The 12,548-nt window shown below is 72.8% G+C and carries 10 protein-coding genes; 8 read left to right on the top strand and 2 right to left on the bottom strand.

Features of this window, described 5'->3' with window-relative positions; translation table 11 throughout:
• Nucleotides 1–5: 5 nt before the first annotated feature.
• The 6 genes from AB0J66_RS02845 to AB0J66_RS02820 are packed head-to-tail and all read left to right on the top strand — an operon-like array spanning nt 6 to nt 8,841.
• Nucleotides 6–899, top strand: a complete 894-nt coding sequence (locus tag AB0J66_RS02845; protein ID WP_364655118.1) for a fructose-bisphosphate aldolase — start codon at nt 6–8, stop codon at nt 897–899.
• Between the two features lie 11 nt (nt 900–910).
• Nucleotides 911–2,548, top strand: a complete 1,638-nt coding sequence (locus AB0J66_RS02840; protein ID WP_364655116.1) for an NAD(P)-binding protein — start codon at nt 911–913, stop codon at nt 2,546–2,548.
• Nucleotides 2,545–6,102, top strand: a complete 3,558-nt coding sequence (nifJ, locus tag AB0J66_RS02835; RefSeq protein ID WP_364655115.1) for a pyruvate:ferredoxin (flavodoxin) oxidoreductase — start codon at nt 2,545–2,547, stop codon at nt 6,100–6,102. Before AB0J66_RS02840 ends, nifJ begins: the two co-directional genes overlap by 4 nt.
• Nucleotides 6,099–7,175 (top strand): NAD(P) transhydrogenase subunit alpha, encoded by a 1,077-nt coding sequence (locus AB0J66_RS02830; protein WP_364655113.1) that lies wholly within the window; start codon nt 6,099–6,101, stop codon nt 7,173–7,175. Before nifJ ends, AB0J66_RS02830 begins: the two co-directional genes overlap by 4 nt.
• Nucleotides 7,172–7,456 (top strand): NAD(P) transhydrogenase subunit alpha, encoded by a 285-nt coding sequence (locus AB0J66_RS02825; RefSeq protein WP_364655112.1) that lies wholly within the window; start codon nt 7,172–7,174, stop codon nt 7,454–7,456. Before AB0J66_RS02830 ends, AB0J66_RS02825 begins: the two co-directional genes overlap by 4 nt.
• Nucleotides 7,453–8,841: an NAD(P)(+) transhydrogenase (Re/Si-specific) subunit beta gene (locus AB0J66_RS02820; protein WP_364655110.1), complete on the top strand. Its 1,389-nt coding sequence runs from the start codon at nt 7,453–7,455 to the stop codon at nt 8,839–8,841. Before AB0J66_RS02825 ends, AB0J66_RS02820 begins: the two co-directional genes overlap by 4 nt.
• Before the next feature lie 53 nt (nt 8,842–8,894).
• Here AB0J66_RS02820 and AB0J66_RS02815 read toward each other — a convergent pair whose 3' ends face one another.
• Both AB0J66_RS02815 and AB0J66_RS02810 read right to left on the bottom strand, forming a co-directional pair.
• Nucleotides 8,895–9,290 carry an Hsp20/alpha crystallin family protein gene (locus AB0J66_RS02815; protein ID WP_364655108.1) on the bottom strand — a complete coding sequence of 132 codons (396 nt, stop codon included), beginning with the start codon at nt 9,288–9,290 and terminating at the stop codon, nt 8,895–8,897.
• A gap of 82 nt (nt 9,291–9,372) precedes the next feature.
• Nucleotides 9,373–9,894, bottom strand: a complete 522-nt coding sequence (locus tag AB0J66_RS02810; RefSeq protein ID WP_364655107.1) for a flavodoxin domain-containing protein — start codon at nt 9,892–9,894, stop codon at nt 9,373–9,375.
• A gap of 122 nt (nt 9,895–10,016) precedes the next feature.
• Between AB0J66_RS02810 and AB0J66_RS02805 the strand changes: the two genes are divergently transcribed.
• Complete coding sequence (locus AB0J66_RS02805) at nt 10,017–10,925, top strand: ABC transporter ATP-binding protein (protein WP_364655105.1); 909 nt, start codon at nt 10,017–10,019, stop codon at nt 10,923–10,925.
• Nucleotides 10,915–12,546, top strand: coding sequence for an ABC transporter permease (locus AB0J66_RS02800; RefSeq protein ID WP_364655103.1), 1,632 nt, complete (start codon nt 10,915–10,917; stop codon nt 12,544–12,546). Before AB0J66_RS02805 ends, AB0J66_RS02800 begins: the two co-directional genes overlap by 11 nt.
• The last annotated feature ends 2 nt before the right edge of the window (nt 12,547–12,548 follow it).

The raw sequence follows: 12,548 nt of genomic DNA, 5'->3' as shown, positions 1-12,548 counted from the left end.
GCGCCATGAGCAATCGGCTACGGCTCGCCCAGTGTGGCCTGAGCGCCGGCAAGAAGGCCCGGCTGCACCGGATCCTGTACAAGCACGGGCTGGGCAACGGCACGGCCCTGTTCCTCCCGTACGACCAGGGCCTCGAACACGGCCCTCGCGACTTCTTCCCCGACCCGATCGCCGCCGACCCGAAATACATCGTCCGGCTCGCCCTCGAGGGCGGGTTCAACGGCATCGCGATCCAGGTCGGGCTGGCCGAGAAGTTCTACTGGGACTATGCCGGCGAGGTCCCGCTGATTCTCAAACTGAACGGCAAGACCGACATCCCCAGCGACCGCAGCGCGCTGTCGCCGCTGCACGCCTCGGTCGAGGACGCCGTCCGGCTGGGCGCCGACGCGGTCGGCTACACCCTGTACGTGGGATCACCCGCCCAGGACGACGACTTCGCCCAGTACCGGGCCGTCCGCCAGGAGGCGCAACGATTCGGCATGCCGCTGATCGTGTGGGCCTACCCGCGGGGTGAGGCCATCGAGCGCAAGGGCGGCAAGGACTCCTTCTACGCCGTGCACTATGCCGCCCGGGTGGCCAGCGAGCTCGGCGCCGACGTCGTCAAGGTCAATTTCCCGCACCCCGAGAAGCACACCGACGTGCCCGAGGCGTACGCCACGGAGTTCAGCAGCCAGGAAGCGATCGACGAGGTGGTCCGCGCGGCCAACCGCACCATGGTCCTCGTCTCCGGCGGCGGACGGGCGAGCGACGAGGTGATGTTCGAGAAGGCTCAGGAGTCGATGTCGGCCGGCGCCACCGGCCTGATCTTCGGCCGCAACGTCTGGCAGCGCGACCACGAGGAGTCGTTGCGCTTCGTCGACCGGCTGCGCCAGATCCTGGCCAAGTACCCGACACCCTGACGGGACATGTCATGAACCAGTCCCACGACGACCTGACGGCCCCGCCCGACCTGCGCCTGGATCAGGCGCGGGGCGGGCCGGCCCGGACGCACCGCCCGGTCTACCTCGACCTGTTGCCGCCCTGCAACGCGGGCTGCCCGGCCGGCGAGAACATCCAGCAGTGGCTGGCGCTGACCCACGCCGGTGACCACGAAAGCGCCTGGCGGTCGCTGGTGGCGGCCAACCCGTTGCCGGCCGTGCACGGCCGGGTCTGCTATCACCCGTGCGAGAGCGTCTGCAACCGCGCCGAGCTGGACAGCCCGGTGTCGATCCACGCGGTCGAGCGGTTCCTGGGCGACCTCGCCCTCGAGCGCGGCTGGCGCTTCGACCCGCCGCCCGCGTCCAGCGGCCGGCGGGTGCTCGTGGTCGGCGCCGGGCCCAGCGGGCTGTCCGCCGCCTACCACCTGGCCCGGCTGGGGCATCACGTCGTCGTGCACGACGCCGAGCCGGAGCCCGGCGGCATGATGCGCTACGGGATTCCGGCCTACCGGTTGCCCCGTGACGTGCTGGCGGCCGAGATCGCCCGGATCGCCGCGCTCGGCGTCGAGATCGTCGGTGACCATCCGGTCCGCGACCTGGTCGCCGAGCGGCGCGACGGTCGCTTCGACGCCGTCTTCGTCGCCGTGGGCGCCCATCTGTCCAAGCGCGTTGACATCCCGGCGCGGGAAGCCGGGCGGATCGTCGACGCGGTCGGGTTGCTGCACAGCGTGGCCGCCGGGGAACGGCCCACCATCGGCCGCCGGGTGGCCGTCTACGGCGGCGGCAACACCGCGATGGACGCCGCCCGTGTGGCCCGCCGCCTCGGCGCCGAAGAAGCTCTAGTGGTTTACCGGCGTACCCGCGCACAAATGCCCGCCCACCCGGAGGAGGCGGACGAGGCCGAGCGAGAGGGCGTCCGGATCAACTGGCTGCGCACCATCCAGGCGTTCGACGGGCCGAACCTCACCGTCGAGGTCATGGAGATCGACGCCGAGGGACGGCCGGTGCCGACCGGGCGCACCGAGACGCTCACCGCGGACACCGTCGTGTTGGCACTCGGGCAGCGGGCCGACACCGCCTTCCTGCGCGGCGTACCGGGCATCGCGTTCACGCCGGACGGAACCGTCGTGGTCTCGGCGCAGCTCATGACCGGCTGTGCGGGGGTGTTCGCGGGCGGCGACATGGTCCCGGCCGAACGAACGGTGACGGTCGCCGTCGGCCACGGCCGCACGGCCGCCCGGCACATCGACGCGTACCTGCGGGGCCTGAGCCCCACCGAGCCGGCGCCGCCGCCGATCGCCGACTTCGGCGGGCTGCACCCGTGGTACTTCACCGACGCGGGACGACGACGGCAGACCGAGCGCGACCCCGGCCGGCGTCTGGCCGACTTCACCGAGGTGGTCAGTGGTCTCGGCGCCGACGCGGCCGGCTACGAGGCGGCCCGCTGCCTGTCCTGCGGCACCTGCTTCGAATGCGACAGCTGCCTGGGCTCCTGCCCCGAGGACGCCGTCATCAAGATCGGCCCGGGTGATCGCTACCGGTTCGATTACACGCGCTGCACCGGCTGCGGCACCTGCTTCGACCAGTGCCCGGTGCACCCCATCACGATGATTCCCGAGGCGACACCATGACCCGCGCGACGATCGACGGCAACGAGGCCTGCGTCTCGGTGGCCTACCGGCTCAACGAGGTCTGCTGCATCTACCCGATCACCCCGTCCTCGGCGATGGCCGAGCTGGCCGACGAGTGGTCAGCCGCCGGAAGAACCAACATTTGGGGCTCAGTGCCCACCGTGGTCGAGATGCAGAGCGAGGGCGGGGCCGCCGGCGCTCTCCACGGAGCCCTGCAGAGCGGGGCGCTGAGCACGACGTTCACCGCCTCGCAGGGTCTGCTGCTGATGATCCCCAACATGTACAAGATCGCCGGCGAGCTCACCCCGGCCGTGCTGCACGTGGCCGCCCGCTCACTCGCCGCACAGGGCCTGTCCATCTTCGGCGACCACTCCGACGTGATGGCCACGCGCGCCACGGGCTTCGCCTTGCTCGCCTCGGCCTCGGTCCAGGAGGCGCACGACCTCGCCCTCGTCGCGCAGGCGGCCTCGCTGCGGACCAGGGTGCCGTTCGTGCACTTCTTCGACGGCTTCCGCACGTCGCACGAGATCAACACCATCGAGACGCTCACCGATGACGATCTGCGCGCGCTGATCCCTCCGGGGCTGGTCCGCGAGCACCGGGCCCGGTCGCTCTCCCCCGAGCACCCGGTGATCCGCGGCACGGCGCAGAACCCGGACGTCTACTTCCAGGGCCGGGAGACGGTCAACCCGTTCTACGCCCGGGTGCCCGGGGCGGTGGACGACGCGATGCAAGCCCTCGGCCGCCGCACCGGCCGCCGGTACCGCATCGTCGAGTACACCGGGGCGCCCGACGCCGACCGGGTCGTCGTCCTGATGGGCTCGGGCGCGCAGACGGCCCAGGAGACGGTGGCCGCCCTGACCGCGGCCGGCGACCGCGTCGGCGTGCTGCGGGTCCGGCTGTTCCGGCCGTTCCCGGCGGCCGAGGTGGCGGCGGCCATCCCCGCCACCGCCACCCGCATAGCGGTGCTGGACCGGACAAAAGAGCCCGGCTCCCTGGGCGAGCCGCTCTTCCTCGACGTGGTCGCCGCGCTGGCCGAGCACCGCCGCGACGCGATGCCGACCGTGATCGGCGGCCGTTACGGTCTGGGCTCGAAGGAGTTCACCCCGGGGATGGTCGCCGGTGTCTTCGCCGAACTGGCCCGTGCACACCCCCGCCCGCGGTTCACCGTCGGGATCACCGACGACGTCACCGGTCTCAGCCTGCCCTACGGTGAGCTGGACATCGAGCCGCCGGGCGCCGTGCGGGCGCTGTTCTACGGGCTCGGCTCGGACGGCACGGTCGGCGCGAACAAGAACACCATCAAGATCCTGGGGGCCGATCCCCGGATGCACGCGCAGGGCTACTTCGTCCTGGACTCCAAGAAGTCGGGGTCGATGACGGTGTCACATCTGCGGTTCGGGCCCGACCCGATCCGCGCCCCCTACCTCATCGCCGAGGCCGGCTTCATCGGCTGCCACCACCTCGCCTTGCTGGACCGGGTGGACGTGCTCGGCCACGCCGCCCGCCACGGCACCCTCCTGCTGAATGCACCGGACCCGCAGCAGGTGTGGGACGAGCTGTCACGCGAGGTCCAGAACCAGATCCTCGATCGCGGCCTGACCGTCTGGGCCATCGACGCCGACCGCATCGCGGCCGAACACGGGCTGCCCGGGCGCACCAACACGATTCTGCAGACCTGCTTCTTCGCCATCTCCGGCGTGCTGCCCCGCGACGAGGCCATCGCCAGGATCAAAGACGCGATCACCCGGACGTACGCCCGGCGCGGGCCCGACGTCGTCGCGCGCAACCACGCGGCCGTCGACGCCACCCTGGTCGCTCTGCACCGCATCGCCGCACCCGGTCGGGTCACCGCCACCCGTCACCGTCCCCCACCCGTACCGCCCGGCGCGCCGCCGTTCGTCCGCGAGGTGACCGGCGCGATGCTGGCCGGGCAGGGCGACCGGCTGCCGGTCAGCGCCCTGCCGGCGGACGGCACCTATCCCGGCGGCACAACCGCCTACGAGAAGCGCAACATCACCGACCTCGTGGCCGTCTGGGACCCGCAGACCTGCATCCAGTGCGGCACGTGCTCGTTCGTCTGCCCGCACAGCGTGATCCGGTCGAAGTTCTACGACCTCAAGGAGCTCGCCGGTGCCCCGGATGGCTTCCCGTCCGCGCCGCTGAACGCGCGCGGGCTGCCCGAGACCGGGTTCACGCTGCAGGTCTACCTGGAGGACTGCACCGGATGCGCGCTTTGCGTCGAGGCGTGCCCGATCGGCACCCCGGAGCACAAGGCGATCAACCTCGAGCCCCGGGAGCCGCGGCTCGAGGCGGGGCGGTCCGACATCGCCTTCTTCGAGACTTTGCCGCACGCCGACCGGTCGCGGGTGGACTTCGGCACGGTCCGCGGCGCGCAGTTCCTGCAGCCGCTGTTCGAGTTCTCCCTCGCCTGCGCCGGGTGCGGCGAGACCCCATACCTCAAGCTGCTGTCGCAGTTGTTCGGGGACCGCCTCATGGTCGCGAACGCGACCGGATGCTCGTCGATCTACGGCGGCAATCTGCCGACCACGCCGTGGACCCGCAATCCGCAGGGGCGCGGGCCGGCCTGGTCGAACTCGCTGTTCGAGGACGACGCCGAATTCGGCCTGGGCTTCCGGCTCGCCGCCGACCTGCACCACCGGCTGGCCGCCGACCGTCTCGGCCAGTTGCGCGACCGGCTCGGGCCGGACCTGGTCGACGCCGTGCTGACCGCACCGCAGCGACGCGAGTCGGAGTTCGCCGCCCAGCGCGAACGCCTGACCGAGCTCAGCCACCGGCTGGACCTGCTGCCGCCGGACGACCCGGCCGTCGCCGACCTGCGCAGCGTGCTGGACCACCTGGTGCGGCGCAGCGTCTGGATCGTCGGCGGGGACGGCTGGGCCTACGACATCGGCTCGGCCGGGCTCGACCACGTGCTCGCCGGCGGACGGGACGTCAACGTGCTCGTGCTCGACACCGAGGTCTACTCCAACACCGGCGGGCAGATGTCGAAGGCCACCCCGCTGTCGGCCGTCGCCCGGTTCGCCGCGGCCGGCAAGACCACCCCCAAGAAGGACCTCGCCCTGCAGGCCATCGCCTACGGCAACGTCTATGTGGCCCGGGTGGCCATGGGCGCCGACCCGGAGCAGACGCTGCGGGCGCTGCGCGAGGCGGAGACGTACGACGGGCCGTCGCTGGTCATCGCGTACGCGCACTGCATCGCCCACGGCATCGACATGCGCGACGGTCTCGGCCAGCAGCGCCGGGCCGTGCGGTCCGGCTACTGGCCGCTGATGCGCTACGACCCGGTGCTGCGCACGGCCGGGCGCAACCCGTTCCTGCTCGACTCGCCGCGCCCCCGCACCCCCCTGTCCGACTACACCGACAGGGAGCTGAGATTCCGCCGGCTGCGCGACACCGATCCGGCCGAGGCGGCCCGGCTCGCCGCCCTCGCACAGGAGGCCGTCGACCAGCGCTGGGACACCTACGAGGAGATGGCCACCCGCGGCCCGGAGCGATTCCCGGCCGACGCCCGGCCCCAGGGGGAGAGATGACCACCATCGGCGTGCTCCGGGAGACCGCGCGCGGCGAGCGCCGGGTGGCGCTCACCCCCGACGCGGCGCGCCGGCTGTCCGACCGCGGCCTGAAGGTACAGGTGGAAGCCAGTGCGGGACGCTCGTCGAGCTTCGGCGACGAGGCTTACGCCGGCGCCGTGGTGACCACGCGCGAGCAGGTCTACGCCGACAGCGACGTGCTCCTGTCCGTACGCTGCCCGGACGACGTGGCCGCCGCGCGACCCGGCCAGGTGCTCATCGGGCTGCTCGGCCCCGGACCGGACCGGCCGGCCGGCGGCGTCACCGCGGTCAGCCTGGACCGGCTCCCCCGCACGCTGAGCCGGGCCCAGGCCATGGACGCGCTCACCTCGCAGGCGAACGTCGCCGGCTACAAGGCCGCGCTGATCGCCGCCGAGGCGTACCCCGGCTTCTTCCCGATGCTGATGACCGCGGCCGGCACGACGCGGCCGGCCCGGGTTCTCGTGCTCGGCGCCGGCGTCGCCGGGTTGCAGGCCATCGCCACCGCACGCCGGCTGGGCGCGCAGGTCACCGGCTACGACGTCCGCGAGGCGGCCCGGGCCGAGATCGCGTCCACCGGCGCCGCCGTGCTGGACCTGGCCACCGCGGGCGCCGAGGCGGACGGCGGCTACGCACGTAGCCTCACCGACGACGAGACCCGGGCCCAGCTGCGCGGGCTGACTGAGGCCGTCCCCGGCTTCGACGTGGTCATCACGACGGCCCAGGTCCCGGGGCGCACACCGCCACGGCTGGTCACTGCCGAAGCGCTCGCCGCCATGCGACCGGGCTCGGTCGTGCTCGACATCGCGGCCGGCGACATCGGGGGCAATGTCGAGGGATCCGAGCCGGGCAACCGCATCCGCGCCGGCGACGTCCTGGTCATCGGCGCCCCCGATCTGGCGGCGACCGTGCCGGTGGCGGCGTCCACGGCGTACGCCCGGAACCTGCTGGCCCTTCTCACCCACCTGATGCCACACGGCGATGTGGTCCTCGACCCGGAGGACGAGATCACCCGGGCCCTGCTGCTACCCGCCGAGGAAGGAACCCGGCCGTGAATCCGCTGCTTGTCGCCGACCTGACCGTTTTCGTCCTGGCCCTGCTGGTCGGCTTCGAGGTCATCAGCAAGGTGCCGGCGACCCTGCACACGCCGCTGATGTCCGGCGCGAACGCCATCCACGGGGTGGTGATCATCGGCGTCATGCTGCTGGCGGCCGTGGTGTCCACCGGGCCCGGCCAGGTGGTGCTGGCCGGGGCCGCGTTCTGCGCCGCGATGAACGTGACCGGCGGCTATGTGGTCACCGACCGGATGTTGGCGATGTTCCGGAGCCGGTCATGAGCGTCTTCGACACCGCCGTGCACCTGATCTACCTGGCCTGCGCCGTCGGCTTCGTCGCCGGCCTGCATCTGATGAACGCGCCGGCCACCGCCCGGCGCGGCAACCGGATCTCGGGCCTGGGCATGGCCGTCGCCGTCCTGGTCACCGCGGCGGTGCTCGTCCACGAAGGCGACGCCGGCGTGGGCGCCGTGACCACGCTCGTCGCCGGCGCCCTGGCCGGCGGGGTGGCCGGCACGGTCGCCGCCCGCCGGGTCCGGATGACCGCCATGCCACAGCTCGTCAGCGTCTTCAACGCGGTCGGTGGCGGGGCGGCCGCGCTCATCGCGCTCGGTGACCCGCCGGACGGCACCCGCGCGGCGGTCGCCGGCGTCCTGGACGTGCTCATCGGAGCCGTGACGTTCAGCGGCTCGCTGGTCGCCTCGGGCAAGCTCGCCGGAAAGATCGCCGGCCAGCCGATCATCGTTCCCTTCGGCCGGCCGGCCGCGGCCGCGCTCGGTGTGATCGCGGCCGGTCTCGGCGTGCTCGTCATCGGCTTCGACGCCCCGGTGGCCGCGCTGTACGGTCTCGCCGGCTGCGCGCTGGCGGCCGGGATCCTGCTCACGCTACCCATCGGCGGCGCCGACATGCCGGTGGTGATCTCGCTGCTCAACGCATTCACCGGCACTGCCGTGGCGATGGCCGGCTTCGTCCTCGCCAGCACCCCACTGATCATCGCGGGCGGGCTGGTCGGCGCGGCCGGCGCCATCCTGACCTCACTCATGGCCGACGCGATGAACCGGTCCATCGGCGCGATCATCGCGGGTGGCTACGGCACCGGTGACGCGATCGCGGCCGCGGCCGGGCCCGGCTCGGCCCCGGTGCGGGAGACGACCGCGGACGATGTCGCCCTGCAGCTCGCCTACGCGGAGCAGGTCGTGATCGTGCCCGGCTACGGGCTGGCCGCCGCCCAGGCGCAACACGAGGCGGTCGCGCTGGCCGAGGCGCTTTCCCAGCGTGGCGTGCGGATCAGCTACGCCATCCACCCGGTCGCCGGCCGGATGCCCGGGCACATGAACGTGCTCCTGGCCGAGGCCAACGCGCCGTACGAGCAGCTGCGCGACCTCGAGGAGGGCGACGCCGACCTGGCCCGGGCCGACGTCGCGCTGGTCGTCGGGGCCAACGACGTGACCAATCCGGCGGCGCGCCGTCCCGGCAACCCGGTCTCCGGCATGCCGATTCTCGACGTGGACAAGGCGCGGTCGGTCGTCGTGATCAAGAGGTCGCTCGGGCACGGCTACGCGGGCATCGACAACGAGCTCTACACCGATCCGCGGACGACGATGCTCTTCGCGGACGCCAAAGAGGGCCTGGCCTCGATTCTGGCCGCTCTGCACGCCTACGCCTGACGGGCCTGACGGCGGCCCCGGCTGGGGCCGCCGTCGTGGGGTGGATCAGCTCGTCACTCCTCGCGGGTGACAGCGATCTGCCGGCCGCTCGGCTGAGGCGCGGTCAGCGGCACCGTGATTTCGAGGATTCCCTTGCGGTACGTGGCCTTGATCGCGTCCTCGTCGGCGTGCTCGGGCAGGCGCACGGAACGCTGCAGCGAGCCGTAGCGGAACTCGCTGCGGTGCCGGTTCTGCTCCTCCTCGCGGCGCTCGGCGCGCACTGTCAGGACCTTGTTCACCGCGGTGATCTCGATGTCCTTCTCCGGGTCGATCCCGGGCAGCTCGGCGCGCAGCACGTACTCGTCCTCGCTGAGCCTGTCCTCGAACCGGATGGCGGGCAGCGGACGCGGGAAGTCGACCTCGAACCAGTCCGTCATGTCGCCCAGCAGGCGCGGCAACAGTGCACTCATCTCCTCCTCCTTCGCCGGTGTTCCCGTTCTCCTCCATCGGACCTCGCCGCGGCCGCGGCGGTCAGAGGCGAACGACCCGTCCTCAGGACCGGCCGGAGGCGTCGCTGCCGGCCAGGATTTCGGTGGCCAGGCCGCGCGCCCAGACCCGGACCCGCTCCGGGTTGCGGAAGTCGCCGCCGTGCCCTTCACGCTCGAGCCGCCGCCCGATCAGGCCCAGCCAGCCGTGCGCCTGAGTGGTCATCCGGCCGCCGAAGGTCACGTGCTGCCGGGCCGGCAGCTTCCGCAGCGCGGCGGCCGCGTGCGGCACCGGCGGCAGCTCCTGCGTGTCGGCCGAGCTGTCGAGCGGCCCGCTGCTGAACAGCCACACCGGACGGGTGGCGAACCGGCCGGCGAACCGGTGCACGAAGCGCCGGGCGTCGCGGTGCCATCCGTGCGCGTACAGGCCGGAGCCGAGAACGACCGCGTCGTACTCCCCGACCTCGCCGACCTCGCCGGCCGGCGCGAGACGCACCGGAAGCCCGGCCGCCCGCAGTTCGTCGGCGATCCACTCGGCGATCTCGCCGGTGCCGCCGCCCGTGGTTCCGTACGTCACCAGAACGAGCATGGCCCTCTCCTCCCTTCTCACCATCAGACGGCCGGGTCGCCCCCGCGGCCAGGGCCGTTCGTCCCTCGACGAGGGACCTCGGTCGCTGGCGGCGGACCGGTGCCGGGCCCGACGCTGAAGTCATGACGGCCATCGCGGTACGCGGTCTCGCGCGCTCCTACGGCAGCGTGCGGGCGGTCGACGGGATCACCTTCTCGGTCGGCCGGGGCGAGGTGTTCGCTCTGCTCGGACCGAACGGGGCCGGCAAGACCACGGCCGTCGAGATTCTCGAGGGCTACCGGCGACGCGACGCCGGCACGGTCGAGGTGCTGGGCTTCGACCCGGCCGCCGCCGATCCGGCCTATCGGGCCCGGATCGGCGTCGTGCTGCAGTCCGCCGGCTTCGAGGAGGAGTTCACCGTCCGGGAGCTGGTGCGCCTGCAGACGAGCCTCTACCCACGCCGGCACGACCCGGACGAGCTGATCGACCTGGTCGGGCTCGCCGGCAAGCGGACCACCCGGGTCAAAGGTCTTTCCGGCGGGCAGCGCCGCCGGCTCGACCTGGCCCTCGGCCTGGCCGGCGCGCCCGATCTGCTCTTCCTCGACGAGCCGACGACCGGCTTCGACCCGGCGGCCCGGCATCACGCCTGGGATCTGGTCGCGAGCCTGCACGAGCTCGGCACCACCATCCTGCTGACCACGCACTACCTGGAGGAGGCGCAACGGCTCGCCGACCGGGTGGGCGTGCTGCGCGAGGGCCGCCTGCTGGCCGTGGGCACGCCCGGCGAGCTGCGGGCCGCGAGCACCCTGCCGACCGTGATCAGCTTCCGGATGCCCGGGGGCGCCCTGTCGGATCTGCCGTCGCTCAGCGCCGCGCCCCGTCTGACCGACGGTGCCGTGCGGCTGGACACCCACGACCCGGTCGCCGACACCTGGCACCTGACCGCCTGGGCCACCGCGCGGTGGTTCCCGCTCGAGGACCTCTCCGTGACGCCGCCGACGCTGGAGGACGTCTACCTGAGCCTGACCGAGGATCAGGACGATGACCGTTGACGTCGCCCAGCGGGTGCGCCCGCCGTCGCCCGCGACCCGGATCAGGGCCCTGCCGCAACTGACCGTCCACGCCGTCCGCGCCTTCCTGCGCAACCCGGTCGCCGCGTTCTTCACGGTGGCCTTCCCGTTGACTTTCCTCGTCATCGTGTCGTCGCTCGTGGGCGGCGAGCTGACCGGCTCCGGTGTCCCGGTGGCGCAGTTCCTGGTTCCCCCGTTCGCGGTCTTCGGCGTCGCTCAGGCCTCGTTCACCCTGCTGGCGGCCGACACCGCGGTGCTGCGGGAGAACGGTGTGCTGCTGCGCCGGCGGGCCGCCCCGGTTCCCACGTGGACCGTCCTGGGGGCCCGCGTCGCCGCGTCGGTGATCGTCTCCGGCGTGACCGTGGCCCTGCTCGCGGCCGTCGGCGTGACCGCCTACGACGTGGACGTCATCTGGCGCAAGATGCCGGCGATGCTGGCCACGCTGCTGCTCGGAACAGCCTGCTGCGCCTGCCTGGGGCTGGCTCTGGCCGCGCTCGTGCGCACCGCCCGGGCCGCCCAGGCGCTGGCCCAGGGTGTGCTGATCCCGTTGGCGTTCGTCTCCGACGTGTTCATCGTCGGAGCCGATCTGCCCCGCTGGCTCTCGGCGATCGGCTCGGCCCTGCCCCTCAAGCACTTCGCCCAGGCCATGGCGGAAACGTTCGACCCCACCGGCGGGTACGGCTTCTCGCCGGGCCACCTGATCGTCCTGGCGGCGTGGACGCTGGCCGGCGCCGTGGTCGCCCAGCGCCGGTTCGGCTGGGAGCCCCGCGGCGACACCCGGCCCCGCCCAGCCGCCGAGCCACCCACCAGGGCCGGGAATCGCCTCTCGCCTCCGGTCGTGAGCCGGCGCCCGGCGTCGGCCGCGCTTCTGCCGGGGCAGATCCGGTACGCCGTGACGGGGCTGGCCCGCGATCCGCTCGCCGTGTTCTTCGCTGTCGTCTTCCCGGCGCTGTTGCTGGTGCTGTTTCCCACGGTGTTCGGCGATACGCGGGTGCACGGCCTGTCGATGGCCCAGTATCTGTTCGCCGGCATGCTGGCCTACACGGCCGCCGTGTCGGCCTACGTGGACCTTCCCGAGGCGGTGGTGAGCGCGCGCTCGGCCGGCGTGATCAAGCGGTTGCGGGGCACGCCCCTGCCGCTGCGCTGGTACGTTGCCGGGCGGATCGGCGCCGCGGTGCTCGTCGCCCTGCTGGCCGCCTCGTTGCTCGCGGCCGCGGGCCTCGGCTTCCTCGGCGTGCGGTTCCCGCCCCAGCACCTGCCAGCCGTGATCCTGACCATCATCGCGGGCGCGCTGTGCTTCGCCTCGCTCGGTCTGGCGATCGCCGCCGTGCTGCGCTCGGCCCGCTCACTCGTCGCGATCACGCTCGGCACCCTGCTGCCGCTCTGCTTCGTCTCGGAGATCTTCGTGGTGGGCGATCAGCCGCTGCCGTCCCCGCTCACGACGGTGGCCGGGGTGTTTCCCCTGCGCCACCTGCTGCAGGCGCTGCTGACCGCCACCGAGCCCGGCGGCGGTGGTTCGGGCCTGGCCTGGTGGCATCTGGCCGTCCTGGGCGCCTGGGCGCTACTCGGCCTTCTCGTGGTCCGCCGGCGCGGCCTCTGGTGAGG

The sequence above is a fragment of the Actinoplanes sp. NPDC049598 genome, from assembly GCF_040675435.1.
In the GTDB taxonomy this organism is placed as follows: domain Bacteria; phylum Actinomycetota; class Actinomycetes; order Mycobacteriales; family Micromonosporaceae; genus Actinoplanes.
This window is presented reverse-complemented; position numbering and strand designations above follow the sequence as displayed.

What these genes read in the sequence shown, in the direction of transcription:
- AB0J66_RS02840 (WP_364655116.1), top strand. Translation starts at nt 911, where the DNA reads ATGAACCAGTCCCACGACGACCTGACGGCCCCGCCCGACCTGCGCCTG.
- nifJ (WP_364655115.1), top strand. Translation starts at nt 2,545, where the DNA reads ATGACCCGCGCGACGATCGACGGCAACGAGGCCTGCGTCTCGGTGGCC.
- AB0J66_RS02800 (WP_364655103.1), top strand. Translation starts at nt 10,915, where the DNA reads ATGACCGTTGACGTCGCCCAGCGGGTGCGCCCGCCGTCGCCCGCGACC.
- AB0J66_RS02820 (WP_364655110.1), top strand. Translation starts at nt 7,453, where the DNA reads ATGAGCGTCTTCGACACCGCCGTGCACCTGATCTACCTGGCCTGCGCC.
- AB0J66_RS02805 (WP_364655105.1), top strand. Translation starts at nt 10,017, where the DNA reads ATGACGGCCATCGCGGTACGCGGTCTCGCGCGCTCCTACGGCAGCGTG.
- AB0J66_RS02830 (WP_364655113.1), top strand. Translation starts at nt 6,099, where the DNA reads ATGACCACCATCGGCGTGCTCCGGGAGACCGCGCGCGGCGAGCGCCGG.
- AB0J66_RS02810 (WP_364655107.1), bottom strand. Translation starts at nt 9,894, where the DNA reads ATGCTCGTTCTGGTGACGTACGGAACCACGGGCGGCGGCACCGGCGAG.
- AB0J66_RS02815 (WP_364655108.1), bottom strand. Translation starts at nt 9,290, where the DNA reads ATGAGTGCACTGTTGCCGCGCCTGCTGGGCGACATGACGGACTGGTTC.
- AB0J66_RS02845 (WP_364655118.1), top strand. Translation starts at nt 6, where the DNA reads ATGAGCAATCGGCTACGGCTCGCCCAGTGTGGCCTGAGCGCCGGCAAG.